General features: G+C 71.8%; 26 protein-coding genes and 1 tRNA gene. 14 read left to right on the plus strand and 13 right to left on the minus strand.

Annotation, left to right across the window (positions count from 1 at the left end; translation table 11 throughout):
- Window positions 1-301: 301 nt before the first annotated feature.
- A complete protein-coding gene (locus AC4F3Q_RS04040) occupies window positions 302-1,753 on the plus strand; it encodes an MATE family efflux transporter (RefSeq protein ID WP_491038842.1) in 1,452 nt (483 codons plus the stop codon).
- An 18-nt stretch (window positions 1,754-1,771) separates the two neighbouring features.
- Here the strand turns inward: AC4F3Q_RS04040 and AC4F3Q_RS04045 are convergent, their stop codons facing one another.
- Window positions 1,772-2,587 carry an ABC transporter permease gene (locus tag AC4F3Q_RS04045; protein ID WP_491038843.1) on the minus strand — a complete coding sequence of 272 codons (816 nt, stop codon included), beginning with the start codon at window positions 2,585-2,587 and terminating at the stop codon, window positions 1,772-1,774.
- Entirely contained in the window at window positions 2,584-3,549 is a 966-nt protein-coding gene (locus AC4F3Q_RS04050; RefSeq protein ID WP_491038844.1) for an ABC transporter ATP-binding protein, read from the minus strand. The genes AC4F3Q_RS04045 and AC4F3Q_RS04050 overlap by 4 nt, the downstream gene beginning before the upstream one ends.
- 90 nt (window positions 3,550-3,639) lie before the next feature.
- Between AC4F3Q_RS04050 and AC4F3Q_RS04055 the strand changes: the two genes are divergently transcribed.
- Both AC4F3Q_RS04055 and AC4F3Q_RS04060 read left to right on the plus strand, forming a co-directional pair.
- Complete coding sequence (locus AC4F3Q_RS04055; protein WP_491038845.1) at window positions 3,640-4,503, plus strand: TetR/AcrR family transcriptional regulator; 864 nt, start codon at window positions 3,640-3,642, stop codon at window positions 4,501-4,503.
- Between the two features lie 125 nt (window positions 4,504-4,628).
- Window positions 4,629-5,414: an ABC transporter ATP-binding protein gene (locus tag AC4F3Q_RS04060; RefSeq protein ID WP_491038846.1), complete on the plus strand. Its 786-nt coding sequence runs from the start codon at window positions 4,629-4,631 to the stop codon at window positions 5,412-5,414.
- A gap of 42 nt (window positions 5,415-5,456) precedes the next feature.
- Here the strand turns inward: AC4F3Q_RS04060 and dtd are convergent, their stop codons facing one another.
- The 7 genes from dtd to AC4F3Q_RS04095 all read right to left on the minus strand — a co-directional run bounded on the left by dtd (window position 5,457) and on the right by AC4F3Q_RS04095 (window position 10,531).
- Complete coding sequence (gene dtd / locus AC4F3Q_RS04065) at window positions 5,457-5,891, minus strand: D-aminoacyl-tRNA deacylase (protein WP_168446491.1); 435 nt, start codon at window positions 5,889-5,891, stop codon at window positions 5,457-5,459.
- Window position 5,892: 1 nt separating this feature from the next.
- On the minus strand, window positions 5,893-6,231 hold the full coding sequence (locus tag AC4F3Q_RS04070) for a DUF2516 family protein (RefSeq protein ID WP_168446492.1): 339 nt from the start codon (window positions 6,229-6,231) through the stop codon (window positions 5,893-5,895).
- Window positions 6,232-6,271: 40 nt separating this feature from the next.
- Entirely contained in the window at window positions 6,272-7,333 is a 1,062-nt protein-coding gene (locus AC4F3Q_RS04075; protein WP_491038847.1) for an FUSC family protein, read from the minus strand.
- Between the two features lie 34 nt (window positions 7,334-7,367).
- Window positions 7,368-8,534 (minus strand): CAF17-like 4Fe-4S cluster assembly/insertion protein YgfZ, encoded by a 1,167-nt coding sequence (ygfZ, locus tag AC4F3Q_RS04080; protein ID WP_491038848.1) that lies wholly within the window; start codon window positions 8,532-8,534, stop codon window positions 7,368-7,370.
- A 1-nt stretch (window position 8,535) separates the two neighbouring features.
- Window positions 8,536-9,081 carry a heme-binding beta-barrel domain-containing protein gene (locus AC4F3Q_RS04085; protein WP_168446495.1) on the minus strand — a complete coding sequence of 182 codons (546 nt, stop codon included), beginning with the start codon at window positions 9,079-9,081 and terminating at the stop codon, window positions 8,536-8,538.
- A gap of 296 nt (window positions 9,082-9,377) precedes the next feature.
- Window positions 9,378-9,761 (minus strand): DsrE family protein, encoded by a 384-nt coding sequence (locus AC4F3Q_RS04090; RefSeq protein ID WP_491038849.1) that lies wholly within the window; start codon window positions 9,759-9,761, stop codon window positions 9,378-9,380.
- Between the two features lie 53 nt (window positions 9,762-9,814).
- Complete coding sequence (locus AC4F3Q_RS04095) at window positions 9,815-10,531, minus strand: hypothetical protein (protein WP_491038850.1); 717 nt, start codon at window positions 10,529-10,531, stop codon at window positions 9,815-9,817.
- Between the two features lie 165 nt (window positions 10,532-10,696).
- On the opposite strand from AC4F3Q_RS04095, the gene AC4F3Q_RS04100 reads away from it, so the two are divergent.
- Both AC4F3Q_RS04100 and AC4F3Q_RS04105 read left to right on the plus strand, forming a co-directional pair.
- Complete coding sequence (locus tag AC4F3Q_RS04100) at window positions 10,697-11,452, plus strand: winged helix-turn-helix transcriptional regulator (protein ID WP_491038851.1); 756 nt, start codon at window positions 10,697-10,699, stop codon at window positions 11,450-11,452.
- Entirely contained in the window at window positions 11,449-12,357 is a 909-nt protein-coding gene (locus AC4F3Q_RS04105) for an alpha/beta fold hydrolase (protein WP_491038852.1), read from the plus strand. Before AC4F3Q_RS04100 ends, AC4F3Q_RS04105 begins: the two co-directional genes overlap by 4 nt.
- Before the next feature lie 6 nt (window positions 12,358-12,363).
- Here the strand turns inward: AC4F3Q_RS04105 and nth are convergent, their stop codons facing one another.
- Entirely contained in the window at window positions 12,364-13,092 is a 729-nt protein-coding gene (gene nth / locus AC4F3Q_RS04110; RefSeq protein WP_491038853.1) for an endonuclease III, read from the minus strand.
- 114 nt (window positions 13,093-13,206) lie between these two features.
- Between nth and AC4F3Q_RS04115 the strand changes: the two genes are divergently transcribed.
- Window positions 13,207-13,605, plus strand: a complete 399-nt coding sequence (locus tag AC4F3Q_RS04115; RefSeq protein ID WP_491038854.1) for a hypothetical protein — start codon at window positions 13,207-13,209, stop codon at window positions 13,603-13,605.
- A 73-nt stretch (window positions 13,606-13,678) separates the two neighbouring features.
- Window positions 13,679-14,356 (plus strand): Crp/Fnr family transcriptional regulator, encoded by a 678-nt coding sequence (locus AC4F3Q_RS04120; RefSeq protein WP_491038855.1) that lies wholly within the window; start codon window positions 13,679-13,681, stop codon window positions 14,354-14,356.
- 70 nt (window positions 14,357-14,426) lie between these two features.
- On the opposite strand, the gene AC4F3Q_RS04125 is transcribed toward AC4F3Q_RS04120, so the two are convergent.
- Together AC4F3Q_RS04125 and sp36 are read right to left on the minus strand one after the other, a co-directional pair.
- Window positions 14,427-14,900, minus strand: a complete 474-nt coding sequence (locus AC4F3Q_RS04125; RefSeq protein WP_491038856.1) for a RidA family protein — start codon at window positions 14,898-14,900, stop codon at window positions 14,427-14,429.
- The gene (gene sp36, locus AC4F3Q_RS04130) at window positions 14,897-15,064 is read right to left on the minus strand and encodes a Sp36 family protein (protein WP_168446502.1); all 168 of its coding nucleotides are present in this window, start codon (window positions 15,062-15,064) and stop codon (window positions 14,897-14,899) included. The genes AC4F3Q_RS04125 and sp36 overlap by 4 nt, the downstream gene beginning before the upstream one ends.
- Before the next feature lie 141 nt (window positions 15,065-15,205).
- Here sp36 and AC4F3Q_RS04135 point away from each other — a divergent pair, with 141 nt between their 5' ends.
- The 5 genes from AC4F3Q_RS04135 (at window position 15,206) to AC4F3Q_RS04155 (ending at window position 20,917) form a co-directional block, all read left to right on the plus strand.
- Window positions 15,206-17,647 (plus strand): transglycosylase domain-containing protein, encoded by a 2,442-nt coding sequence (locus AC4F3Q_RS04135; protein WP_491038857.1) that lies wholly within the window; start codon window positions 15,206-15,208, stop codon window positions 17,645-17,647.
- Window position 17,648: 1 nt separating this feature from the next.
- Window positions 17,649-18,578: a metallophosphoesterase gene (locus tag AC4F3Q_RS04140; RefSeq protein WP_491038858.1), complete on the plus strand. Its 930-nt coding sequence runs from the start codon at window positions 17,649-17,651 to the stop codon at window positions 18,576-18,578.
- 100 nt (window positions 18,579-18,678) lie between these two features.
- Window positions 18,679-18,755, plus strand: a tRNA-Pro gene (locus tag AC4F3Q_RS04145).
- 123 nt (window positions 18,756-18,878) lie between these two features.
- Window positions 18,879-19,274, plus strand: coding sequence for an ArsR/SmtB family transcription factor (locus AC4F3Q_RS04150; RefSeq protein WP_491038859.1), 396 nt, complete (start codon window positions 18,879-18,881; stop codon window positions 19,272-19,274).
- Complete coding sequence (locus tag AC4F3Q_RS04155) at window positions 19,271-20,917, plus strand: SulP family inorganic anion transporter (RefSeq protein ID WP_491038860.1); 1,647 nt, start codon at window positions 19,271-19,273, stop codon at window positions 20,915-20,917. Before AC4F3Q_RS04150 ends, AC4F3Q_RS04155 begins: the two co-directional genes overlap by 4 nt.
- A 9-nt stretch (window positions 20,918-20,926) precedes the next feature.
- Here the strand turns inward: AC4F3Q_RS04155 and AC4F3Q_RS04160 are convergent, their stop codons facing one another.
- Complete coding sequence (locus AC4F3Q_RS04160; RefSeq protein WP_491038861.1) at window positions 20,927-22,009, minus strand: 3-deoxy-7-phosphoheptulonate synthase; 1,083 nt, start codon at window positions 22,007-22,009, stop codon at window positions 20,927-20,929.
- 431 nt (window positions 22,010-22,440) lie between these two features.
- On the opposite strand from AC4F3Q_RS04160, the gene nrdD reads away from it, so the two are divergent.
- A complete protein-coding gene (nrdD, locus tag AC4F3Q_RS04165; RefSeq protein ID WP_491038862.1) occupies window positions 22,441-24,678 on the plus strand; it encodes an anaerobic ribonucleoside-triphosphate reductase in 2,238 nt (745 codons plus the stop codon).
- Window positions 24,668-25,282: an anaerobic ribonucleoside-triphosphate reductase activating protein gene (nrdG, locus tag AC4F3Q_RS04170; protein ID WP_491038863.1), complete on the plus strand. Its 615-nt coding sequence runs from the start codon at window positions 24,668-24,670 to the stop codon at window positions 25,280-25,282. Before nrdD ends, nrdG begins: the two co-directional genes overlap by 11 nt.
- The last annotated feature ends 25 nt before the right edge of the window (window positions 25,283-25,307 follow it).

Below are 25,307 nucleotides of genomic sequence, written 5' to 3' on the forward strand. Positions count from 1 at the left end.
ACGGCCAGAACGTCACCACCACCACCTCCGAGCCGTTCACCACCCACGAGATCCGCACCCGCCTCGTCACACCACCCCGCTGAGCGGCCCTCGGGAGAGCGCACCGGACGGCGAATCCCAGAGCGGATCGAGCTCGTGCTGCCCGCCCGCCGGTAGCCCAGCCTCACACGTGAAGCGTGGGCGCGAGCGATCCGTGGGCTGAAGAGCCACCCCAGCGCCATGGATCCGCGCTCATCGAAACGTTACGATGGCCACGCGGAAGAACGCCCCCCGCGTCCCCCGAGCACGGAGCCCGACACCCATGGCGAGGAACCTCACCACCGGCACGCCCTGGCGCGTCATCGGCGTCTTCATGGTGCCCTTGCTCATCGGCAACGTCGTCCAGCAGCTCTACCAGGTCACCGACGCGATGGTCGTCGGTCGCACGCTCGGCGTCGACGCGCTCGCTGCGGTCGGGGCGACCGGCTCGCTCCTGTTCCTGCTGCTCGGCTTCGCCTTCGGGATGACGTCCGGCTTCGCGATCCCGACGGCTCAGGCGTTCGGGGCCGGTGACCTCGCCGCGGTCCGCAGATCGGTCGCCGCGGGGACGCTGCTCACCGGGGCTGCGAGCATCGTCGTGACGGTGGGCGGCCCTCTCCTCGCGGGCACGGCGCTGCGCCTGCTCGGCACGCCGGAGGAGCTGGTCCCGCAGGCGACGACGTTCGCGGTCGTCACGTTCGCCGGCGCCGCCACGACGATGTACTTCAACTTCCTCGCGGCGATCATCCGCGCGATCGGCGACTCCCGCACCCCGCTGCTCTTCCTTGTCGTGTCGTGCCTGCTCAACATCGGGCTTGTCCTCGCGATCGTGCGCGGCGCGGGCTACGGCGTCGGCGGTGCGGCGCTCGCGACCGTGGTCGCGCAGCTCGTCTCGGTCGTGCTGTGCCTCCTCTACGTCCGCAGCCGTGTGCCTGTCCTGCACGTGCACCGCGCTGACTGGCGCGTTCCCCGCGCTGACCTGCGCGAGCACCTGCGCATCGGCCTGCCGATGGGCTTCCAGATGTCGATCATCGCGATCGGCGCGGTCGCGGTGCAGGTCCGGCTCAACACGCTCGGTGCGGACGCCGTCGCGGCCTACACGACGGCGCTGCGCGTCGACGGCATCTCGATGGCCGTCATGTCCTCGCTCGGCATCGCCGCCTCGACGTACACCGCGCAGAACTACGGCGCCGGCCGCTACGACCGCATCCGCAGTGGCATCAGGCAGGCGATCGTCATGGCGGTCGTCGCGGCGCTCACGATCGGCGCGGCCCTCGCGCTCTGGGGCGGGCAGATCGTGCAGCTCTTCGTCGGCGGCGGCGAGGAGCAGGTGGTCGACATGGCTGCGCTGTTCCTCCTCGTCAACGGGTCCCTGTACTGGGTGCTCGCGGTGCTGTTCGTGGTGCGTGGGGCGCTCCAGGCGCTCGGCCGGACGTTCGCGCCGACCGCGAGCGGCGTCGTCGAGCTCTGCATGCGCATCGGCGCGGCCATGATCCTGGGCGCGGCGTACGGTTTCCCGGGAGTCGTGTGGGCCAACCCGCTCGCATGGGCAGGCTCGGTCGCGGTGCTGCTGCCCGGGTACGTGCGCGCGCGGCGCGCGCTGCAGCCAGGCTCGCCCGGCCGCCCCATCACGACGCCGGAGCCCGTCACCGCGGAGCCCGTCGCACTCGGCGCGGCGGCGCCCGGGGCCTCGACCCCGGACGCCCGCCCCGCCTCGGTCCCGCCTGCGCAGTGAGCCCGCGCAGCGAGCCGGTCAGGCTCGACGGCGCAGCGCGAGCGCGGCGCCCGTGACCGTCACGAGGCACCATGCACCGAGCACCACCGCCGACCTCACCGGCATGTCGAACGTGTCGCTCACGAGCCCGGCGCGGACGAGCTGCGCCATGGGTTCGAACGGGAGCCACTCGTGCGCGTCCTGCGCCCACTGCGGCATCCGCTCGCGCGGGTAGCTGACGGGTGCGAAGAGCAGGACGACGAAGACGAGGACCTGGCTCATGAGCATCGCGATGGCAGGCGGCGTGAGCACCGCGATCGAGTAGCCGATGGCGGCCGCCGTCATGGACACGGCCACGACGCCGGGCAGGAGCCAGGGCGCGAGCGAGAGGTCGACGTCGAACCGGAGAGCTCCGGCGACGACGCCGAGGACCATGCCGGGGAGCGCGAGCGCAGACCACATCGCGAGGTCGGCGACGAGGAACACGCCTCGCGGCACGGGCAGGGTGCGCATCCAGTCGTACGAGCCCTCGGTGCGTGCGGTCGCGACCATCTGGGGTGTCATGACGAGACCCACGGTGATGAGGGTGATGGTCGGTGCGCCCGTCGCGAGGTAGAGAGCGGTCTCGGGCGGCGGGTCGCCCACGAGCATCCCGTACCCGACGACGGTCGTGACGGCGAGGAACACCTGCACGAGGACGAGGAGGGGCAGGTACATCGACTGGCGGCGCAGCTGCCAGACGAGCAGGAGCAACGTCTGGCGGGTCATGTCGGCGAGGCGGGGGCGGTGGGCGGAGAGGGGCGGGCGCACGGCGGGGATGGCGGTCGTGCGCGTGGCGGCGCTGGTGGGGTTCATGCTGCTGCCTCCTCGGTGAGGGTGCCGCCGTCGCTGGCACCGACGAGCTGGACGTAGACGTCCTCGAGGGACGCGGGCGTGAGCGCGTAGCGCTCGACGCGTCCGGCGTCGACCTGGGACTGGGCCCAGCGCACGACGTCGGTCGCGTCCTGGGCGGGCACGGTCCCGCTCACGCGCCCGTGCCCGGACGCTGTCGCTGCGACGGCCGGGTGCAGCGCGACGTCGTCTGCCGTGTCGAGCTCGATGGTCAGGGAGCCGCGGAGCGCGGCGGTGAGTCCCGCGGGCGTGTCTGCCGCGAGGACGACGCCGCGGTCGAGGATCGCGAGATGGTCGACGACGCGTTCGGCCTCGCGGACGTTGTGCGTGACGAGGAGGACGCCCGCTCCGCCGTCGGCGAGCCGCCTGATCGCCTGCCACAGGAGACGGCGGCGCACGGGGTCGACGTCGTTGGTCGGCTCGTCGAGGACGACGAGGCGTCCGGGCACGACGGTCGTCATGCCGAACGCGGTGAGGCGGGCGACTCCTCCGGAGACCTTCTCGGCGGGGGTGTCGGCCCACGGTTCGAGGGCGAGCTCCTCGATGAGGCGCGCCGTGCGGACGCGGACCGCGTCTCGCTCTCCCCCGCGGATGCGGCCGACGAGCTCGATCGCGCGTCGGGGGGTGAGTCCGGTGATGGGCACGTTCGCCTGGGCCTGGACCGAGGCCCAGGCGCGGGCGAGGTCGGGGCGCTCGACGGCGTCGATCGCGGTGGTGCGGTCGCCCAGGCGGATGCTGCCGCTGTCGGGGCGGACGAGGCCGACGACCTGGTTGACGAGCGTCGTCTTGCCCGCGCCGTTGTGGCCGAGCAGGCCGACGACCTGGCCGGCGGCGACGTCGAGGTCGATCCCGTCGTTGGCTTGTGCGCCCTTGCGACCGCGGTATCGCTTCCGCAGGTCGCGGACTGTGAGGACTGGGTCGTTCATGATCACTCCTTTCGGTTCCATACCGTTCGGTATGTGCGAGACGGTAGCAAACCTCTGTACCGGTCGGTACCCCTGAGGTACGGTGACGTCATGAGCGGAACCGACAGCACCCCCGGAGCCGACGACCGGAGCCCACGCGACGAGAGCCTCGGCGCTGCGACCCGCGCGCTGCGCGACGCGACCGTCGCTCTCACGCGCCTCATCCGCGACGAGGTCGCCGCCGTCGGACCCGACGTCAACGAGGCGGTCAACTCCGCCCTGCGCGAGGCAGCGCGCGGGCTCACCGACGTCTCCGAGAAGGTCGCGCGCAACGCCGCCACCTCCGACCGCCGCCGCAACCGCGCCGAGCAGACCCGCTCCGACCTGCTCGACGCCGCCGAGCACGTCATCGCACGCAAGGGCTACGAGGGCGCGTCCGTCGAAGACATCGCGTCGGACGCCGGCTACACGAAGGGCGCGCTCTACTCGAACTTCGGGTCCAAGAGCGGCCTGTTCATCGCGCTCGCCCACCGCTGGTTCGACGCCCCCGACGCCGGCCCCGGCGCGCGAGGAGCGCGCATCGACGGGCTCTTCACCGCCGTCCGCGACCATGACGCGGGCGACGCGGCCGCGCTGCGCCGCTGGCTCACCGCCGCCCAGGAAGACCCCCAGCTCCTCCTGCCGATCGAGTTCGCCGCGTTCGCCCTGCGCCACCCGGGCTCACGCGACGAGCTCGGCGGCCTCCTCACCGCCGCGCTCGACCGCGTCGCCCAGCAGATCGCGGCACTGCGCACCGGCGCGGACCCCACGGCCACCCCCGAGCAGGCGCCGACCGAGCACGACCACGACACCGCGCTCGCCGTCGTGAGCGTCTACCTCACCGCCAACCTCCTCGGCGCGGCTACCGGCTCACCGACCAGCTCGCCCGCCGCCGTCGCGCGGGTGGTCGAGCGCCTCCTCGCCGACCGCCGCTGAGACGCGCACCTCCCCCGGGAGCGATCCGGGCCTCTCGTGCGTTAGAGGTTGAGGCACCCGATGGAGCACGATAGAGCCGTGCCCGGCGACCACGCCGGGCACAGCCACGAGGAGAGAACGACACGATGGCCGGTCCCAAGTCCGCGAAGCCGCTGCACGCCCAGGACCTCTGGGCTGGCTACCCGGGAGTCGAGCCGCTGCGCGGCGTGACGCTCGACGTCGTCCCCGGCGAGGCTCCGATCGGCGTCGTCGGCGAGTCCGGCGTCGGCAAGTCGACGCTCTTGCGCGCGCTCGCCGGCAAGATCAAGCCCCTCTCCGGCTCAGTCACCTGGGGCAAGCGCCCCGTGCACCGCATCGGCCCGCGCGACAAGCGCGAGTTCCGCGCCGCCGTGAGCCACGTCGGGCAGCAAGAGCTCGTCAACAACGTCGACCAGCGCAAGACGGTCGACGCCGTCGTCAAGGCCGGCCTCGCCGAGGCCCGCAAGGCAGGCCGCACCGTGAGCCTGACGGTCGGCGACCTGCTCGAGTCGCTCGCGCTGCCCGCATCGTTCGGCAGCCGGCAGATGTACACGATCTCTGGCGGCGAGCGTCAGCGCGTCGCGCTCGCCCGCGCGATCGCGTCGCGACCCGACATCCTGCTGCTCGACGAGCCGCTCACCGCCCTCGACCCGGCCACCCGCCTCGAGGTCGCGACGGCGATCAAGGACGTGCTCACGACGCTCGGCACGGGCATGCTGCTCGTCACGCACGACCTCGAGCTCATGGCCCGCATGACGTCGACCGTGCACTTCCTGGCCGACGGCGTCTTCGTCGCCGAGGGCCCGCTCGACCGCGTGCTCGCCGAGAGCGAGCACCCGTCGGTCCGCGGGCTCGCGGAGGCCGCGCCCCTCGCCGTCCAGCGCATGCGCTGAGCTACCCCGGACGGCGCCGCGGCGGTCAGCCGCCGCGACCGACTACGCCGCCGAGGTCTCGTAGACGATCGTCACGGGGCCGTCGTTGACGAGCTCGACCGCCATGTCGGCGCCGAAACGCCCCGTCCCGACCCGCAGCCCCATCCCGCGCAGCGTCTCGACGACCGCGTCGACGAGCGGCTCCGCGACCGGGCCGGGCGCCGCCGCGTTCCACGTGGGGCGGCGTCCCTTGCGCACATCGCCGTAGAGCGTGAACTGGGAGACGACGAGCACGGGCGCACCGGCGTCGAGCGCTGAGCGCTCGTCGCGCAGGATGCGCAGGTTCGCGACCTTGCTCGCGACGGTCGCGACCTGGTCGGGTCCGTCGTCGTGCGTCACGCCGACGAGGACGACGAGGCACGGCTCGTCGAACGCCGCCAGAACCTCGCCCGCGACCGTCACCGAGGCGCGCGCGGCACGCTGCACGACGACGCGCACGTCACCACCCGCCGCGGTTGCCGGTGCCGCGCGAGCCGCCCTTGCCCTTGCCGTAGGACGCGATCGCGGGCTTCACGTCGACGAAGTAGACGATCGGCGGGACCGCGGAGATCACGACGAGGAACGAGAGCCCACCGATGCCGACGGGGTACGGCAGGCTGATGAAGCCGAAGAGCGCGGAGACGCCGAGGATCAGCAGCCACTTGGTCTTGGTCAGCTTGCCTTCCGCGGTGAAGCCGCGCGCGGAGCGCGGGGCGGCGTCGACGAGAGCCCACACCTGGCTCGCGAAGACGGCGACACACAGGATGAGCTCGATGGACAGCTGCGCAAGGGTGAACACCCGCCGATGCTAACCCGGCCACCTGGCCACCACGCGAGCGTCAGATCGCTGGGAGCGCCGCGCGCGCCTCTTCAGGGCTGGCGCCCGTCGCCTCGAGCAGGTCCACGATCGGGCTGCGCATGAGGACGACGAGGGACTGCACGTACCAGTCCGTCTCGCCGAGCTGCCCGGGGTCCGCGAGCGCCGCGGCGGCCTCGAGGGCGCGGCGCGGGCCGCCGAGGTCGGTCCCGTTGAGGAGCGCGCCCGCGAGCTCTTGGACGGCCTGAGCGGTCTCCCCGACGACCGGTGCGACGATCGACAGGTCCCGTCCGGCGTCGGGGCCGAGCCCTTCGACCCTGCGGGCGAGGACGCGCACCGAGCGCACGGCCCGGTCGATGAGCACGGCCTGCCGCTCGAGCAGGACGAAGTCCTCGCGGTAGCGGCGGGTGCTCGCGTCGATCCGCGTGTTCTCGTAGCCGGCTCGTGCGGAGGCGAGCCACTCCTCGAGGAGCGGCTGGGTCGTGCGGCCGCGGGCGAGGGCGTCGCGCAGGTCTTCGTGGTCGCCCGTGCGCAGGCCGCGCGCGAGGACGCGCATCGCCTCGGCGAGGACGCGCGTCGCCTCTCCGGCGAGGCGGCGGGCGTACCGTCGCGGGTCGCCGGGGGTCAGGATCGCGACGAGGAGCGCCATGGCACCGCCGATGAGGGCGTCGGTCCATCGCCCGACGGGCCCGGCGCTGATCTGGGGCATGCCGATGATGACGATCGCCTGGACACCGGCTTGCGTCGTGAGCATCTGGCCGCGGTCGAGGAACCGGGCGAGCAGTGCGGCGGCGGCGAGCGTCAGGCCGATCTGCCAGGGTCCGGAGCCGATGAGGTGCGCGACGAGGTCACCGAAGCCCACACCCACCGCGACGCCGACCGCGAGCTCGGCGACGCGCCGCAGCTCGCGCTCGTGGTGGAACCCGAGGCACACCCACGCGGCGATCGGCGCGAAGACGGGCATCGCGTGGCCGAGCCCGTAGTGCGCGATCGCGTACGCGAGCCCGGCTGCGACAGCCGCGACGAGGACAGGGACGGCAGCGTTGCGGACGCGGTCGCGCCCTTGACGCAGGCGGATGCTCACGAGCCGACGGCGCGCGACGGCGTCCCCCAACGCGTCAGCCTCGCGGGGCGCGGGGTGCGAGGCCCCGGGCGACGGGGCCGCGTGGGGCGGGGCGGTCCGTCGAGACGCCCTCGGCGCTCACGACGACCTCCTGCCCGGCCGCGACGGCGCCGCCGTCACAGTCGACGAGGAGGTCCGCGTCCGGGTCGACCGACCGTTTGAGGACGACGAGCGCGACCGGGCCGAGCTCGTGGTGCCGAGCGACCGACGTCGCGCGTCCGACCTCGCGCTCGCCGTGCCGGACGGCGGCACCGGGCTCGGGGAGCAGGTGGCCGGAGCCGTCGAGGTGTGCGAGGGCGAGCCGGCGCGGCGGGCGTCCGAGGTTGTGGACGCGCGCGATCGTCTCCTGCCCGCGGTAGCAGCCCTTGTTGAGGTGGACGGCGGTGCGGAGCCAGTCGAGCTCGTGCGGGATGGTGCGGTCGTCGACCTCGCGGTCGAGGCGAGGGCGCAGGGCCTCGACGCGCAACGCCTCGGTCGCCCAGGTCCCTGCGAGTCGCCAGCCGGTCGCCTCGCGGGCGCGGACGGCGTCGTCCAGCTCGGCGCGGGGGACGAGCACGAGCCGCCACGCACGGTCCTGGCCGGGGTGCTCGTCGTCGGCCGGGCCGTAGCGGGTCGAGCCGGGCGCGGTCCGCGGCCACGGGTCGACCCAGGTGACGGGCTCGTCGGCCGTGCCCTCGGCGCGGACGGCCTCACCGACCGCGGCCCACTGCTCGGTGACGTCGGCGACCTCGACGCGCAGCATGAAACGCATGCGGTCGAGCCACGCGGCGAGCGGCGCGGCGTGATCGCCCTCGGTGAGGAGCCAGGTCGTCGTGCCGTCGTCGACCACGCCCACAGCGTGCTCGACGTGCCCGTGCGGGTCGAGGACGAGCGTCTCGGTCGAGGTGCGCGGCGCGAGCGTCGCGAGGTCCTGCGACGTGATCGAGTGCAGCCAGGTGAGCCGGTCCGGTCCCGTGATCGTGACGACGCCCGTGTGTGACATGTCGACGACGCCAGCCCCGCGGGCGAGGGCGCGCTGCTCAGCGACGGGGTCGCCGTAGTGCCAGGCGACGCCAGCGTCCGGACCGGACGCGGCGACGGCGCCAGACCGCATCAGGAGCTGGCTCGCGCGCACCGCGCGCTCGTCCGACGCGGTCGCGTCGTCGGGCACCGCGGGGGCCATGTCAGGCCTCCTGGCGGAAGAGCTGCGCGGAGGCGTAGGACTGCAGCGGCTTGCCGAACGCGGCGAGGTCCCACGCCCACATGAGACTGCCTTCGACGAGGCCGTACATCCGCTTGGACGCGGTGACGTCCGCGCCCGTCGAGGTGCGCGCGATGAGGTCGGAGACGAGGTCGATGCGGCCGTTGCCTGCGACTCCGAGGTAGACGCTCACGCGGCCAGCCGGGTCCGCGAGCAGCACCTCGAGAGATGCCTGGTCCTCGCGCGCACCCTCGTGCGGCTCGGGCGAGACGCGCCAGTAGCCGGTCTCGGTGGACCAGACGGTCTCCTCGCCGTCGGGGCCGTCAGCCCCGGGCTCGACCGCGGGCAGGCGCGTCGTCGCCTCGTAGCGGAGGTACGGTCCGCCGTCGTGGTCGAAGACGACGTCCTGGACGAACGTCGTCTCGGGGATGTCCGGGTAGGAGATGACGCCCTCGCCACGCCAGTGGCCCACGAGCCAAGCGAGTGGGTACGCCTCAGGGGCGAGTCCGTCCGGGAAGGTGAAGGGCATGGAGAGCTCCGCTCGGGGGTGGTGCCGTGGTGGTCGCGGGCGTGTCAGGCCCGCGTGAGAGCGCTGCGCGCGGCCGGGATCGTCTCTGATCCCGGCCGCGGCCGTGTCAGCGCTGGGCCTGGCCCTTGAACAGCTTGACGACGACGAGACCGGCGAACCAGGTGATCGTCAGCGTCGCTACCACGAGCAGGCCGATGAATACTGCCTCGAGTGCGTCGATTCCCATGGCCCGATCCTAGCGTCGGGAGCGCGGACCCACGCGTGATGCGGGTCTCGCTGCGCTCGTTTCGGCAGGCTCAGTAGACGAGGGAGCGGGCGCCCGGCGCCATGACCTCTTCGACGAACGCGGGGGCGCCCGCGATGCGGATGCCGCGCAGGAGGTCGGCAGGCGTGAGGTCGCGGCGAGCCGCGCACTGCGTGCACAGGGTTACGGTGCCTGCCTCGAGGACGGTCGCGAGGAGCGCGTCGAGCGGGGCGGCGTGCTCGAGGTCGAACTCGGCGGCCTTCCCCGGGACGGCGAACCAGGCGGCCTCACCTGTGAGCCACAGGCTCACGCGGACTCCGGCGGCGACGGCGGCGGCAGCGACGGTGAACGCCTGGTTGCAGGCCTCGGCGCGCTCGGCTCCGGCAGTCACCTTGACGACGAGCGAGGGCGTGGCGGCGGGCTCTTCGGTAGGCATGCGGCCACCCTAGCCCCGCCCGGCGCGTCCCTCCCGGGGACGTCGGGCCCGTCTCAGACGACGATCGACGCGACGACGTGGACGAGCATCCCGCCGACGAGCACCGGCACGAGCGCGGCAGCCAGGCCGCCGGTCCGCGTCTGCGACTGCGGGAGGCGCTCGAACATCACGTGGAACGACGCGGCGAGGATCCCGGCCGTCGCACCGAGCCAGAGCCCTTGCGCGACGTCGACCTGCGGGAGGACCGCACCGAGGACCCCGCCCACACCGACCGCGACTCCGACGGTCAGCCCGACGTTCGCCCACCCGCGCCACGGCAGCGCCGCCGCGACGGCCGACGCGGCCGCGAGGGTCGCGGCAGCGCACACGACGATGCCCTCGCCCGAATAGACGGCGACCCAGCCGGACGCGCTCAGCACGACGAACACGCCACCGACGGTCCCGGACAGCGACTCGACGAGCCGCATGCGGCCGTCACGACGAAGCATCTCGCGGACGAACGACAAGATGAGACCGCCGGCCGCGACGAACGGGAGGAAAGCGAGACCCTGGTCGCCGACCACGGCGGCGACAGAGCCGAGACCGACGACGGCGAGCACCGCGGTCGCACCGGCGGGCCAGGGCAGCTCGACGAGGGAGGGCCAGCCGGCGGCGAAGGCCAGGGCGAGGACGGCGGACGTGGCGACCAGCGGAACCTCGCCGAGGTGCGCCGCCACGGCGACGAGCGCGGCCAGCGCGGCCGTCACGACGGCGCGGGTCGATCTGCTCACTGTGTACGCACGTCCAGGGCGTCGGAGGGCTGGGAGTCACTCGATTCTCCCAGATGTTGGCGCCGTCCACGACCATCGGCTCCGTCGGACGATAATGTCGGCACGTCACCGGCATCCCCGCTGCGTCGACGACCGTGATGCGTTCGAGAGAAGGAGGTGAGGCGTGTGGCCGAGCTCCTGCTCCTGACACCCGCAGCCGGCGCCTCCGCCCAGGTGCTCCCCGCACTGGGGCTCCTGGCGCACCGCGTGCGCGTCCTGCCCATGGAGCCCTCCGCGCTGGTCGACGCCCCCGACTCCGACGTCCTGCTCCTCGACGCCCGGCACGACCTGGCGGGCGCCCGCACGACGTGCCGCGTGCTCCAGGCCGCTGGCCTGGACGTGCCCCTCGTGCTGATCCTCACCGAGGGCGGCCTGACCGTCGTCACCGGCGAGTGGGGAGCGAGCGACCTCCTCCTCGAGACGGCGTCGCCCGCCGAGGTCGAGGCGCGCCTGCGGCTCGCGATCGAGCGCGGCTCTGGCGCCCGCGGTGACGACGCACCCGAGGAGATCTCCTCAGGCGACCTCGTGATCGACGCGAGCGGATACACGGTCCGCGTGCGCGGCGTGCCGATCGACCTGACCTACAAGGAGTTCGAGCTGCTCAAGTGCCTGGGCCAGCACCCGGGTCGCGTGTTCACGCGGGCCCAGCTCCTCCAGGAGGTCTGGGGCTACGACTACTACGGGGGCACCCGAACGGTCGACGTGCACGTGCGTCGCCTGCGCGCGAAGCTCGGCCCTGAGCACGAGCAGCTCATCGGCACCGTGCGCAACGTCGGCTACCGGTTCGACCCGCCGTCGTCGCGACGCCCGGGCGGGGAACCTCCGACCGCAGTCTCGGCGCCCGAGCCTGCGACCGCCGACCTCGAGACGGGTGACGTGTGAGCGCCGACTTCAGCTCGGTCCTGATCGACGGACCGTGGAAGCACGAGCTGGTGCCGGCGAACGGGGCGCGGTTCCACGTCGCGATCGCTGGCCCGGTCGACGCACCCGGCCCGCTCGTCGTGCTGCTCCACTCGTTCCCGCAGTTCTGGTGGGCGTGGCGCTTCCAGATCGAGGCGCTCGCCGCGGCCGGGCACCGCGTCGCAGCGATGGACCTGCGTGGCGTCGGAGCGTCGGACAAGCCGCCGTCGGGCTACGACGTCGCGACGCGCTCGCGGGACGTCGCCGGGGTGGTCCGCAGCCTCGGCGCGGACAGCGCGGTGATCGTCGGCCACGGCCTGGGCGGTGTCGTCGCGTGGGCGATGGCGTCGCTCCAGCCGTCGGTGACCGACGGCGTCGTCGCGCTCAGCGCCCCGCACCCCGCCCGCCTGCACCGCACGGCCCGCGCGGCGCTCACGCCGACCGCGCTCAAGCACCTCGCGTTCCTGCAGCTGCCCGTCCTGCCCGAGCGCGCCTTCGCGAACCGGTCGCTGACGACGCAGCTGCTCGTCGAGGGCTCGTACGAGCGCCGGAGCTCGAGCGAGCTCGCGACCTACGAGACGGCGATGGCCGTGCCCTTCGCCGCGCACAACTCGATCGAGGCGGTGCGCTGGCTCATGCGGTCGACGCCGCGACTCGACGGCCGCAGGTTCTTGTCGGTCGTGCGACGCCCGATCGCCGTGCCGGCGATGCAGGTGCACGGTGCGCACGATGCGTTCCTGCGCCCCGAAGGGGTCGAGCTCGACGCGGCAGCGCTCGCCCGCGACCTGCGCTTCGAGATGCTCGACGACGCGGGGCACTTCCTGCACGAGGAGCGGCCCGAGCAGGTCGACCGGCTGCTGCTCGACTTCCTCGCACGCTGGCGCTGACGGGCGTCAGTACGGCCTGACGAGCGCGGCCGCCGCGGCCGGGTCGTTCTCTCCGATGCCCGCCGACGGGCAGAGCTGCGCGATCGCGCACGCCCCGCACGCTGGGCGGCGCGAGTGGCACACGCGACGCCCGTGGAAGATCAGCCGGTGCGACAGGAGCGTCCACTCGCTCTTCTCGATGAGCCCGCCGACGGCCGTCTCGACCTTGACCGGGTCGTCCTCGGCCGTCCACCCGAGCCTCCGGACCAGCCGCCCGACGTGCGTGTCGACCGTCAGGCCAGGGACGCCGAACGCGTCGCCCAGCACGACGTTGGCCGTCTTGCGCCCCACGCCCGGCAGCGCGACGAGCGCGTCGAGGTCGGCCGGCACCTCGCCGTCGTGCCGCTCGACGAGCGCGCGGCCGAGCCCCACGAGGGACTTCGCCTTCGCCCGGAAGAAGCCCGTCGACCGGATGATCTGCTCGACGTCCTCGACGTCGGCCGCCGCGTAGTGCGCGGCGGTCGGGTACGCCGCGAACAGTGCGGGCGTCACCTGGTTCACCCGCACGTCCGTCGTCTGCGCGGAGAGCACGGTCGCGACGAGCAGCTCGAGCGGCGTCGTGAAGTCCAGCTCGCAGTGCGCGTCCGGGTGCGCGACGGCGAGCGCACGGTTGGTCCGCCGGGCGCGTCTGAGCAGGGCGAGAGGCGTCTCCCCCGCGACCGTCGGACGCGCGGCGGGGGCATCGTTCCTGGACACGCGCCCAGCCTAGGACGCGCTCGGGCTCAAGGTCCCAGGCTGAGACGCCGATCTACAGGACGGCAGCGCGCGCCGAGCGTCGCTGCGGCACGGCTTCGGGGCGGAAGGAGCGGCATGACCATGCAGATCGGCACGACAGCCGCTCTCGACGACCTCCGCCTGAGGCGCCGGGCGCTGCGTTCCGAGGTGAACCGCGTCCTCCACTGGCGCCGCCTCATCAAGGCGCGCATCGACCTGTCGGTCGCGGGGGCGCTCCTGCCCGACCGCCTCGGCATCGACGCCTGGGACGTCCTGCGCCCCGCCGACTCCCTCCTTCCTGACCACGTGCGGATGGCACAGCTCGTGCGCGGCTCGGGCTCGGCGTCGGCCGTGCTCGACCTGCCCGAGCTGCGTGACATCGACCGGCACCTCGCCGCGTACGGAGCGCACGCCCGCTCCGAGCTCGAGCGCGTCACGTCGCTGCTCGTCGAGCTCCTGTCGCAAGACCTCACCGAGGAGCACGCGGGCCTCTAATCCGGTGCTCACAGCGTGATCTGGTGCACAATGTGAGTGAGCCTTCGGGACCGGATCGACAAAGGAATGACACGTGGACGACTCAGTGGTCCTTGCAGCCCCGCTGTTCGCAGGCCTCGACCCCGAGGAAGCCCGCCCCCTGCTCGCGTCGATGGCCACGGTTCGTCTGACGCGCGGTGACGTGCTCTTCAACGAGGGTGAGCGCGGCGACCGCCTGTTCATCATCTCCGAGGGAAAGATCAAGCTCGGTCGGCGTTCCTCGGACGGCCGCGAGAACTTGATGGCGATCCTCGGCCCGGGCGAGATGTTCGGCGAGCTGTCGCTCTTCGACCCGGGGCCCCGGACGCTGACGGCAAGTGCTGTCGCGGACACGACGCTCCAGGAGCTGTCCCACACGGAGCTCGTCAACTGGCTGCAGGCGCACCCGGGCATGTCCAAGTTCCTGCTCGGCGCGCTCGCACGCCGCCTCCGCCGGACGAACGAGAACCTCGCCGACCTCGTCTTCTCGGACGTTCCCGGCCGCGTCGCCAAGGCGCTCCTCGACCTGTCCACGCGCTTCGGTCAGAAGACCGACGAGGGCATCCGTGTCGCGCACGACCTCACGCAGGAGGAGCTCGCTCAGCTCGTCGGCGCGTCGCGCGAGACGGTCAACAAGGCGCTCGCCGACTTCGCGGCACGCGGCTGGGTGCGTCGCGAGGGCCGCGCCGTCGTCCTCCTCGACATCCCGCGCCTGGAGCGCCGCGCCCGCTGACAGGACCCCTGACGCAGCGATGCGCCCGTGACGCTCAGCGTCACGGGCGCATCGTCGTTGCGGGGCCTGGTCAGGCGACCTCGACCATGATCTCGACCTCGACCGGCGAGTCGAGCGGCAGGACCGCGACGCCGACGGCGGACCGTGCGTGCACGCCAGCCTCGCCGAAGATCTCGCCGAGGACGGCGCTCGCGCCGTTGATGACTCCTGGCTGGCCCGTGAACCCCGGCTGGCTCGCGACGAACCCGACGACCTTGACGACGCGCACCACCGTGTCGAGGTCGCCGACGAGCGCGCGGACCGCCGCGACGGCGTTGAGCGCGGCCACGCGCGCGAGCTCGGCCGCACGCTCAGGGCTCACGTCCTGGGGACCCGTCCCGACCTTGCCCGTCGCGGGGAGCGCGCCGTCGACGAACGGCAGCTGGCCGGACGTCAGGACGTGGATCCCGGACCGCACGGCGGGGACGTACGCCGCGACGGGTGCCGCGACGTCGGGCAGCGTGATGCCGAGCTCCGCGAGACGCGCGGCGACGCGGCCGCTCACTTCTCGCCCGTCGGGCGCTTGAGGTACGCCACGAGGTTCGTCGAGCCCTCGGGGCCGGGGACGACCTGGACGAGCTCCCACCCGTCCGCGCCCCACTGGTCGAGGATCGCCTTCGTGGCATGGATCAGAAGCGGAACGGTTGCGTACTCCCACGTGGTTGCCATGTGCCCGAGCGTAGTGCGTGCCCGACGGGGCGGGCAGGGGGCACCCTCTCAGCGACTCCTTCCCGCCCCGGGGACGTGACACTCACACAACCTGCACACCCCCGCCGAGGCCCTCTCAGGAGGTCCGACTACCCTGGATCCATGCCGCATCCCTCCACCCGGTCGACCCGTCAGGTCAACGTCTTCCAAGCCCTCGCGCTCCTGGTCACGTTCCTCCTCCTCGCCGGCGTCGGTGGAGTGCTCACCGCCGGCCTCGTGCTGCCCCTCGCGGCCGGCGCGAGCACGGTCACCGACGAGAGCGCCGAGGTGTTCGAGGCGCTGCCTGACGAGCTCGTCCCTGGGCCGCTCTCGCAGAAGTCGACGATCGTCGACCGTGACGGCAAGCTGCTCGCGACGTTCTACATCCAGAACCGCGTGGTGGTCCCGCTCAACGAGATCTCCCTCGCGATGCAGAACGCGATGGTCGCGATCGAGGACAAGCGCTTCTTCGGCCACGGCGGTGTCGACGTCGAGGGCATGGCGCGCGCCGTCGTCGTCAACCTCGCGTCGAAGAGCCGTCAGGGCGCGTCGACGCTCACGCAGCAGTACGTCAAGAACGTCCTCATCGAGGAGGCGTCCCGCGCAGGCGACAAGCTCGCCGTCGAGGCAGCGCGCGACGACACGATCGAGCGCAAGCTCCGCGAGGCCAAGCTGGCGATCGCGATCGAGAAGAAGATGTCGAAGCTCGAGATCCTCGAGCGCTACCTCAACATCGCGCAGTTCGGCTCGTCGGTGTGGGGTGTCGAGAGCGCCGCGCGGTACTACTTCAACAAGTCCGCGAAGGACCTGAACATCACCGAGGCCGCGACGATCGCAGGCATCACGAAGGCCCCCACGAAGTACGACCCGGCGCTCAACCCGAAGAACGCCACGGACCGCCGCAACCTCGTGCTGAACAACATGTTCGCGCAGGGCTACATCACCAAGGCGGAGCTCGACGAGGCGCGCGCGGTCAAGCTCGAGGACATCCTCGACATCACGCCCGTCGAGAACAGCTGCGAAGGCGCTGGTGGGGCCGCGTACTTCTGCGACTACGTCACCAAGGTCATCCTCAGCGACCCGGTCTTCGGCAAGACGAAGGGTGACCGCTACGACCTGCTGACCCGCGGCGGGCTCACGATCCGCACGACGCTCGACTCGAAGGCCCAGAAGGCCGCGAACAAGGAACTGCGCGCGTCGATCCCCGCGAAGGACCCCTCGGGCATCGCGACCGCTCTCACGTCCGTCGAGCCTGGTACGGGCGAGATCCTCGTCATGGCCCAGAACCGGAAGTTCGTCGCGAACGCCGACGACATCAAGGTAGGCCAGACGACGGTCAACTACTCGGCGGACCAGGCGCACGGCGGCTCCCGCGGCTTCCAGCCGGGCTCGTCGTTCAAGCCGTTCGTGCTCGCCGAGTGGCTCAAGTCCGGGCACTCGCTCAACCAGATGGTCAACGCGAGCTCCACGGCGTGGAAGGGCGACTCGTGGACCGCGAGCTGCATCGACAACTTCGGGGCTGGTCGCGGCGAGTACAAGCCCCGCAACTCCGACGGCGCGGGCAGCGGTATGAAGTCCGTCCTCCAGGCGACCGCTTTCTCGATCAACACCGCGTACGTCGCGATGGAGAACCAGCTCGACCTGTGCGCGGTCGCCGACACGGCCTACCTGGCTGGCTTCCGGCCCTCGCTCTCCGAGGCGCCCGACAGCTCGACGAACGCTGACGGCATCCAGGTCGAGCCGTCGATGGTCCTCGGCATCCAGAACACGTCCCCGCTCGCGATGGCGTCCGCGTACGCGACGTTCGCGTCGGGCGGCAAGTACTGCGAGCCGGTCGCGATCACGTCGGTCCTCGACGCCGAGGGCAAGGAGCTCGAGGTCCCGTCCGCGAACTGCCGCACCGTCATCGACTCGTCGGTCGCCGCGGGTGTCAACCACGCGCTCAAGGGCGTGCTCGACAACGGCGGCGCGAAGGCCTCGCGACTCTCGGGCCGCACGGCCGCGGGCAAGACCGGAACGGCACAGATGAGCTACCACACGTGGTTCGTCGGCTACACCCCGCAGCTGTCCACCGCCGTGTGGGTGGGCCACCCCGACCGCAACATCTCGATGCAGAACATCGTGATCAACGGTATCCGCCGCCCGATCGTCTACGGCTCGACGATCGCCGCCCCGACGTGGAAGCGGTTCATGGACACCGCCCTCAAGGGGCAGCCGAACAAGGAGTTCCCCGAGGTCAGCACCAAGGTCCTGCACGGCGAGAAGGTCGCCGTGCCGCGCGTGTGGGGCCAGTCGGTCGACGCCGCGAAGAAGCTCCTCGAAGAGGCGGGCTTCTCCGTGACGGTGCGCGAGCAGAAGGTCTACTCGAGCGCACCTGACGGTGCCGTCGCCTACACGTCGCCGTCAGGTACCGCGACGAAGGGCACGCTCATCTCGATCTACGTGTCCAACGGGCAGCCCGAGCCGGCGAAGAGCGACGACAACAAGGACAACGCGGGCGACAACGGTAAGGACAACAAGAAGGACAAGAAGAAGGACCGCGGCGGGGCGCGGGGCAACGACTGACGTGGCTGAGGTCTGGAAGACGCTCCGACGCACGCTCGGAGCGGGTCTGGTGGCGGGCGTCGCCGGCGTCGCCTACGCGCGCTGCGAGGCTGAGATGTTCACGCTGCGCCGCGTCACCGTTCCCGTACTCCCCTCCGGCGCCGCTGACCTGACCGTCCTGCACCTGTCCGACCTGCATCTCACACCGAGCCAGACCCGGAAGATCGCCTGGGTCCGGGAGCTCGCCGACCTCGAGCCCGACTTCGTCGTCGACACGGGCGACAACATGGCGCACGTCGACGTGCTGCCGCACCTCCTGCACGCGCTCGAGCCGCTCCTCGCATTCCCCGGCGCGTTCGTCATGGGCTCGAACGACTACTTCTCGCCCCACGCCAAGAATCCTGCGCGCTATCTCTTGCCTGACGCCCGCACACCACACGTGCCGCGCAAGCCTGACCTCCCGGTCCATGAGCTCGCGAGCGCCCTGTCCGAGGCCGGCTGGGTCGACCTCGACAACAGCAGGGCCCGGACGACGATCGCCGGCCTCGACGTGGCGCTCGCCGGCCTGGACGACCCACACATCGACCGTGACAAGATGCCCGCTCCTGACCAGACGACGGCGGGCGCGGACCTGCGCCTCGGCGTCGTGCACGCCCCCTACGTCCGGGCGCTCGACGCGCTGCAGCGCGACGGCGCGGAGCTCCTCATCGCGGGGCACACGCACGGCGGGCAGCTCTGCCTGCCGGGCTTCGGTGCGCTCGTGACGAACTGTGACCTCGACCGAGGGCGCGCCCAGGGGCTGCACGGTTGGCCAGGCGCGCGGCCGGACGAGTTCGGCAGTCACGACTCCACGTGGCTGCACGTCTCCGGTGGGCTCGGCACGTCCCCGTACACGCCGGTGCGCTTCGCGTGCCGCCCGTCCGCGACGCTCCTCACCCTCACCGCCCGCTGAGAACCGCGGGACTCCGCCGGTTTCGTGAAGTAGCCCCCTGTCGGCTATCCTGAGCGAGGCCGTTTTCGAGGTGATCACCTCGGGGGCAGTCGCTAGACCTCGGGGTGTGGCGCAGCTTGGTAGCGCGCTTCGTTCGGGACGAAGAGGTCGCAGGTTCAAATCCTGTCACCCCGACCAGCCGAGAGGCCCTCCGCTCACCGAGCGGGGGGCCTCTTGCTTTGCCCTCCGACCGTCAGACGTAGGACCTTTGTGCGCTTAGTGGTTTCAGCAATTGCTAAACTCCTCAATCGAGGAGGTCTCATGACCATGTCTGACGCGACCGCGCCGCTCTACGCGATCAAGGCCGAGCTGTTCAAGTGCTTGGCCCACCCCACCCGGATCCAGTGCCTCGAGGTGCTGAGCACCGCCCCCGAGCACCGCGCGACCGTCGCGACGCTGCTCGCCGTGACCGGCGTCGAGGCCTCGCCTCTCTCGCAGCACCTCGCGTCGCTCAAGAGCGCGGGGATCGTGTCGTCGTCGCGTGAGGGCAACGCCGTGACGTACGAGCTCACCGAGCCTCTCGTCGCGGAGCTGCTGGTCGTCGCGCGCGCCATGCTGCGCAACCGTCTCGACCGCAACGCGTCCCAGCTCGCCGCAGCCGACGACCTCCCTGACCTGACCCACCAGGCCCGCAGCACAGGGCCGGTCGAGCGATGAACGGGTATCTGCGGTCGATGCGCGACCTCCTGCCGTCCCGCGCCGACCTCGACCTGCGCCCCGCGACGTTCCGCGCCGATCTCCTCGCCGGCATCACCGTCGGCGTCGTCGCGCTCCCCCTGGCGCTCGCCTTCGGCGTCAGCTCGGGCGTCGGCCCTGCGGCCGGTCTCGTCACGGCGGTCGTCGCCGGGATCGTCGCCGCCGTGTTCGGCGGCTCGCGCGTCCAGGTCTCCGGCCCGACGGGCGCCATGGCGGTCGTCCTCGCCCCGCTCGTCGCGGATCATGGCGCGGCGGCCGTCCCGATCGTCGCCGTCCTCGCTGGCGCGATCGTCCTGCTCGCGGGCATCGCCCGGCTCGGCCGCGCGGTCGCGTTCATCCCGTGGCCGGTCGTCGAGGGGTTCACGCTCGGCATCGCGGCGATCATCTTCCTGCAGCAGGTTCCCGCTGCCGTGGACGTCGTCGCGCCGGTTGGCGGCAACCCGCTCGTCACCGCCGTCCGCGCGGTCGGCGACGCCGGGCCCGCGCTCGCCTGGAGCCTCGGGGCCGTCGCCGTCGTCGGGGCGATCATGCTGCTCCTCCCGCGGGTGGCTCCCGGGGTGCCGGCATCGCTCGTCGCGGTCGTCGTGGTCACGGTCGTGGCGGAGCTGCTGCACGCGCCCGTCGCTCGGATAGGCACGCTGCCCGAAGGTCTCGCCGCGCCGTCCGCCCCGGACCTCTCGTTCGGGCTGCTGCGCGAGCTCTCCGGCCCCGCCCTGGCCGTCGCGGCGCTCGCCGCGATCGAGTCGCTGCTCTCGGCGCGCGTCGCCTCGGCGATGCCGAGCGACCTGCCCGACGCCGCACGCCGCTACGACCCGGACCGCGAGCTCGTCGGACAGGGCCTCGCCTCGCTCGCGTCAGGCATGTTCGGCGGCATGCCCGCGACGGGCGCCATCGCCCGCACCGCTGTCAACGTGCGCGCGGGCGCGCGGACGCGGACGGCCGGGGTCGTCCACGGGCTCGTCATCCTCGGCGTCATCTACCTCGCGACCGGACCGGTCGCGCGCATCCCGCTCAGCGCGCTCGCCGGGGTGCTCATGGTCACGGCCATCCGCATGGTCAACGTGCCCGTCGCTCGCGCCGTGCTCACGACGACGCGGGGCAGCGCGCTCGTCCTCGTCGTGACCGGGGTCGTGACGATCGCCGTCGACCTGATCGACGCCGTGCAGGTCGGCCTGCTCGCCGCCGCCTTCCTCACGTTGCGCAGCGTCGCGAAGGCCTCGTCGGTCGACCGGGAGCCTCTCCCGGGGCCGGCACAGCCGGGTGACGAGCACATCGCGCTGTTCCGCTTCGACGGAGCCCTGTTCTTCGGCGCAGCCGAGCGGATCAGCGAGAAGGTGCGCACGGACAACGACGCGCGCGTCGTGGTGCTGCGCCTCTCCCAGCTCCGCATGATCGACGCGACGGGCGCGAACGCGCTCGCCGAGCTCGTCGCCGACCTCGAACGGTCAGGGGTGACCGTCCTGGTCAAGGGCATCCAGCCGCGCCACCTGCAGATGCTGACGCGGGTGGGTGTGCTCGACAACCTGCGTCACGAGGAGCACCTGTTCGAGTCCCTCGACCTTGCGATCGCCCACGCGCGCAGCCACGTCGCGCGCCTGGGCTGACCGCTCGGCTCAGGCCTTGTTCTCGCGGCGTGCGCGGACGTCGGCGGCGAGCTCGCGCAGGAGCGTCGCGGTCGTCTCCCAGTCGATGCACGCGTCCGTGACGGACTGACCGTAGGTCAGGCCGCTCGGCGCGGGCTTCTGCGCGCCGGCGACGATGAAGCTCTCCATCATGATCCCGGCGATGCCGGCGTTGCCTGCGGCGATCGAGGCTCCGATCTCGCGGACGACCTCCGCCTGACGGACATGGGACTTCCCGGAGTTGCCGTGGGACGCGTCGATCATGAGGCGCGGCTCGAGGCCTGCCGTGGTCACGACGTCGAGGGCGGCTGCGACGGACGCATCGTCGTAGTTGGGGCCGCCGCGGCCGCCGCGGAGGATGACGTGGCAGTCCGGGTTTCCGGCCGTCGCGACGGCCGCAGCGCGGCCGGCGGAGTCGACGCCGAAGAACGTGTGCTCGGCTGCGGCGGTGATGCAGCCGTCGACGGCGATCTGGACGTCACCGTCGGTCGCGTTCTTGAACCCGACCGGCATGGACAGGCCGGATGCGAGCTGGCGGTGCACCTGCGACTCGGCGTTGCGGGCGCCGATCGCTCCCCACGAGACGGCGTCGGCGATGAACTGCGGGCTCGTGGGCTCGAGGAACTCGCACGCAGCCGGGACGCCCTCGTCGAGCACGCCGAGCAGGACCTCGCGGGCGAGGCGCAGGCCGCGCTGGATGTCGTGGCTGCCGTCGAGGCCGGGGTCGTTGATGAGGCCCTTCCAGCCCACGGTCGTGCGCGGCTTCTCGAAGTACACGCGCATGACCACGCACAGGTCCTCGGCCAGCTCGGGAACGAGGGCCGCGAGGCGACGCGCGTAGTCGAGCGCAGCGTCGGCGTCGTGCACGGAGCAGGGGCCGACGACGACGAGCAGACGGTCGTCGATGCCGCTCAGCACGGCGCGCACCTCGTCGCGCGAGCGCGCCACCAGGTCGGCGTTGGCGCCGGTCAGCGGGAGGTCGGCGAGCATCTCCGCGGGGGTGGGCAGCGGTGCGAGCTCGCGGACGCGAAGGTCGCTGGTGCTGGGTGCCGCGAGAGGCGCGGTGGCGGTCATGGTCGAGCTCCGATTCCTTGGGTCTGGTCAGGTACGGCCTGCTCAGACGGAGCCTCGGCGGCCGTCCCGCACGCGGAGTCGGCCCGTCTGAACGACGAAGGGCCGAGACGTCACGCGTCTCAGCCCTGTGCTGGCTCCGGGTGGATGTTGGTCAGGCAGCAGCCCGCTCGGCCCCACCAGGAGCCAGCGTAAAGCGCCAATACCAACGGTTGTTCATGACGGGGAGGCTAGCACAGGGTGTCTTGCCTGCCGAGTAGTGCGTCCGCCTGCTGGTCAGGCGTGGCCGCCCGGGGAGACGCGGGGTGCGCGGAACGGCAGGTCGCCGCCCCGGTGGGTCGAAAGTCCCATCCCTCCGGGACCACTACATCTAGTCTACTTACACGCAGGTAAGCACAAGATGTAGTGGCGACAGGGACTGAGGCGGACAAGAGATGACGATCATCGCGGACGGGACCGAACGAGCACAGGCGCACGCACCCGACCGCGAGGCCCCCAGCGGCCCCGCCCTCAGCGTCCGCAAGCGCGACGGGCGCACCCTCCCGTTCGACTCGACCCGCATCCGCGCCGCCATCACCAAGGCCTTCCTCGAGGTCCACGGCGAGGTCAGCCCGCTGCACGACCTCACGATCACCGACCTCGTCGAGCGCACGCTCGACGAGCTCCGCACCCGCTACGCCGGCGAGGTGCAGATCTACGAGATCCAGAACGTCGTCGAGCACACGCTGCTCTCCTCGCACGAGTACGACGTCGCGAAGGTCTACATCGACTACCGCGTGCAGCGCGACCTCGCGCGCTCGCAGTCCGTCGACGTCAACCACTCGATCGGGCAGCTCATCGGCAAGGACTCGTCCGTCGTCCACGAGAACGCCAACAAGGACGCCGACGTCTTCAACACGCAGCGCGACCTCACGGCCGGCGCCGTCGGCAAGGCCATCGGCCTGCGCATGCTGCCCGACCACGTCGCCAACGCGCACACCAAGGGCGACATCCACTACCACGACCTCGACTACCACCCCTACGCGCCGATGACGAACTGCTGCCTCATCGACTTCCACGCGATGCTCTCCGAGGGCTTCCGCATCGGGAACGCGCAGGTGTCCCCGCCGCGCTCCATCCAGACGGCGACGGCACAGATCACGCAGATCATCGCCAACGTCTCCTCGAGCCAGTACGGCGGCTGCTCGGTCAACCGCATCGACGAGCTCCTCGCCCCGTACGCGGAACGCAACTTCGAGAAGCACCTCGCCGACGCCGAACGCTGGATCGAGGACGAGTCGCGCCGCGACGAGTACGCCCGGGAGAAGACCCGCAAGGACATCTACGACTCGATGCAGTCCCTCGAGTACGAGATCAACACCCTGTTCACGTCCAACGGGCAGACGCCGTTCACGTCCGTGGGCTTCGGCCTCGGGACCGGGTGGTTCGAGCGTGAGATCCAGCGCGCGATCCTCGAGGTGCGCATCCTCGGCCTCGGCAAGGAGCGCCGCACGGCGATCTTCCCGAAGCTCATCTTCACGCTGCGCCGCGGGGTCAACCTCGAGCAGGGCGACCCGAGCTACGACATCAAGCAGCTCGCGGTCGAGTGCGCGACCAAGCGCATGTACCCCGACATCCTCAGCTACGACAAGATCGTCGAGATCACGGGCTCGTTCAAGGTGCCGATGGGTTGCCGCTCCTTCCTCCAGGGCTGGAGCGACGCCGCGGGCCGCGACGTCGTCGAGGGCCGCATGAACCTCGGCGTCGTGACGCTCAACGTCCCGCGCATCGCTCTCGAGACGCGCGGCGACATCGAGGGGTTCTGGGCGCTGCTCGAGCAGCGCCTCGAGATCGTCCACGACGCGCTCCTCTACCGCGTCGAACGGTGCAAGGAAGCGGTGCCCGCGAACGCGCCCATCCTGTACCGGCACGGTGCGTTCGGCGAGCGCCTCGCCCCGGAGGACGACGTCGACTCGCTGTTCCGCGGCGGCCGCGCGACCGTGTCGCTCGGGTACATCGGCCTCTACGAGGCCGCGGCCGCGTTCTTCGGCGGCGAGTGGGAGTCCGACCCGGAGGCGAAGGAGTTCACGCTCCGGGTCCTGCGCACCCTCTCCGAGCACGCCCGTGCGTGGACGGCCGAGCACAACTACCAGTTCTCCGTCTACGCGACGCCGAGCGAGAGCCTGACGGACCGCTTCGCTCGTCTCGACGCGAAGAAGTTCGGGGACGTCGAGAACATCACCGACAAGGGCTATTACACGAACTCGTTCCACTACGACGTCCGCAAGGACCCGACGCCGTTCGAGAAGCTCGACTTCGAGAAGGTCTACGCGCCACTGACGTCGGGCGGGTTCATCCACTACTGCGAGTACCCCGTCCTGCAGCAGAACCCCAAGGCCCTCGAGGCAGTCTGGGACTACGCGTACGACCGCGTCGGCTACCTCGGCACGAACACGCCGATCGACCACTGCCTCGAGTGCGACTTCCACGGCGACTTCACGCCCACCGCACGCGGCTTCGCGTGCCCGGCGTGCGGCAACGACGACCCGCGCACGTGCGACGTCGTCAAGCGCACCTGCGGCTACCTCGGCAACCCGCAGCAGCGGCCCATGGTCCGCGGGCGCCATATCGAGATCTCCTCGCGCGTCAAGCACATGGCGGGCAGCACGGGTTCGCTTCCTGATGGCGCGTGAGCCGCTCCCGGACTGGAGGTCCGACCGCCTCAGCCAGGGGCGCGTCGCGGACTACAAGCCGTTCGTCATGGTCGACGGCGAGGGCGTGCGCTGCTCGCTGTACGTGAGCGGCTGCCCGTTCGCGTGCGAGGGCTGCTTCAACGAGGCAGCCTGGTCGTTCCGGTACGGGCAGGTGTTCGACGACGCGCTCGGCGACCGCATCGCCGCGGACCTCGCGCACGAGGCCGTGCAGGGCCTGACCCTGCTCGGCGGCGAGCCGTTCCTCAACACGGGCGTGTGCCTCGCCGTCGTGCGGCGGCTGCGCGCGGCGCACGGGCGCGCCAAGGACCTGTGGGCGTGGAGCGGCTACACGTTCGAGGAGCTGCTCGCGTGGGCCGAGGCCGGGCACGACGACAAGGCCGAGCTCCTCGCCGAGGTGGACGTGCTCGTCGACGGGCGGTTCGACGTCGCGCAGAAGGACCCGCGGCTCGCGTTCCGCGGGTCGCGCAACCAGCGGGTCCTCGACGTGCCCGCTTCGCTCGCGGCGGGCCGCGCCGTGGCGTGGGGCGGCGTGCAGGACGCCTCCGCGACGTTCGAGCAGGTGGACCGGCGGGCGCTCGTCTGAGCACGGCGCCGGGACGCCGGTGCAC

The sequence above is a fragment of the Flavimobilis sp. BM9 genome, assembly GCF_058313055.1.

Excerpts from the sequence above, each read along its gene's own strand:
- AC4F3Q_RS04040 (WP_491038842.1), top strand. The coding sequence starts at position 302 with ATGGCGAGGAACCTCACCACCGGCACGCCCTGGCGCGTCATCGGCGTC.
- AC4F3Q_RS04045 (WP_491038843.1), bottom strand. The coding sequence starts at position 2,587 with ATGAACCCCACCAGCGCCGCCACGCGCACGACCGCCATCCCCGCCGTG.
- AC4F3Q_RS04050 (WP_491038844.1), bottom strand. The coding sequence starts at position 3,549 with ATGAACGACCCAGTCCTCACAGTCCGCGACCTGCGGAAGCGATACCGC.
- AC4F3Q_RS04055 (WP_491038845.1), top strand. The coding sequence starts at position 3,640 with ATGAGCGGAACCGACAGCACCCCCGGAGCCGACGACCGGAGCCCACGC.
- AC4F3Q_RS04060 (WP_491038846.1), top strand. The coding sequence starts at position 4,629 with ATGGCCGGTCCCAAGTCCGCGAAGCCGCTGCACGCCCAGGACCTCTGG.
- ygfZ (WP_491038848.1), bottom strand. The coding sequence starts at position 8,534 with ATGGCCCCCGCGGTGCCCGACGACGCGACCGCGTCGGACGAGCGCGCG.
- AC4F3Q_RS04085 (WP_168446495.1), bottom strand. The coding sequence starts at position 9,081 with ATGCCCTTCACCTTCCCGGACGGACTCGCCCCTGAGGCGTACCCACTC.
- AC4F3Q_RS04090 (WP_491038849.1), bottom strand. The coding sequence starts at position 9,761 with ATGCCTACCGAAGAGCCCGCCGCCACGCCCTCGCTCGTCGTCAAGGTG.
- AC4F3Q_RS04115 (WP_491038854.1), top strand. The coding sequence starts at position 13,207 with ATGACCATGCAGATCGGCACGACAGCCGCTCTCGACGACCTCCGCCTG.
- sp36 (WP_168446502.1), bottom strand. The coding sequence starts at position 15,064 with ATGGCAACCACGTGGGAGTACGCAACCGTTCCGCTTCTGATCCATGCC.
- AC4F3Q_RS04135 (WP_491038857.1), top strand. The coding sequence starts at position 15,206 with ATGCCGCATCCCTCCACCCGGTCGACCCGTCAGGTCAACGTCTTCCAA.
- AC4F3Q_RS04150 (WP_491038859.1), top strand. The coding sequence starts at position 18,879 with ATGACCATGTCTGACGCGACCGCGCCGCTCTACGCGATCAAGGCCGAG.
- AC4F3Q_RS04155 (WP_491038860.1), top strand. The coding sequence starts at position 19,271 with ATGAACGGGTATCTGCGGTCGATGCGCGACCTCCTGCCGTCCCGCGCC.
- AC4F3Q_RS04160 (WP_491038861.1), bottom strand. The coding sequence starts at position 22,009 with ATGACCGCCACCGCGCCTCTCGCGGCACCCAGCACCAGCGACCTTCGC.
- nrdD (WP_491038862.1), top strand. The coding sequence starts at position 22,441 with ATGACGATCATCGCGGACGGGACCGAACGAGCACAGGCGCACGCACCC.
- nrdG (WP_491038863.1), top strand. The coding sequence starts at position 24,668 with ATGGCGCGTGAGCCGCTCCCGGACTGGAGGTCCGACCGCCTCAGCCAG.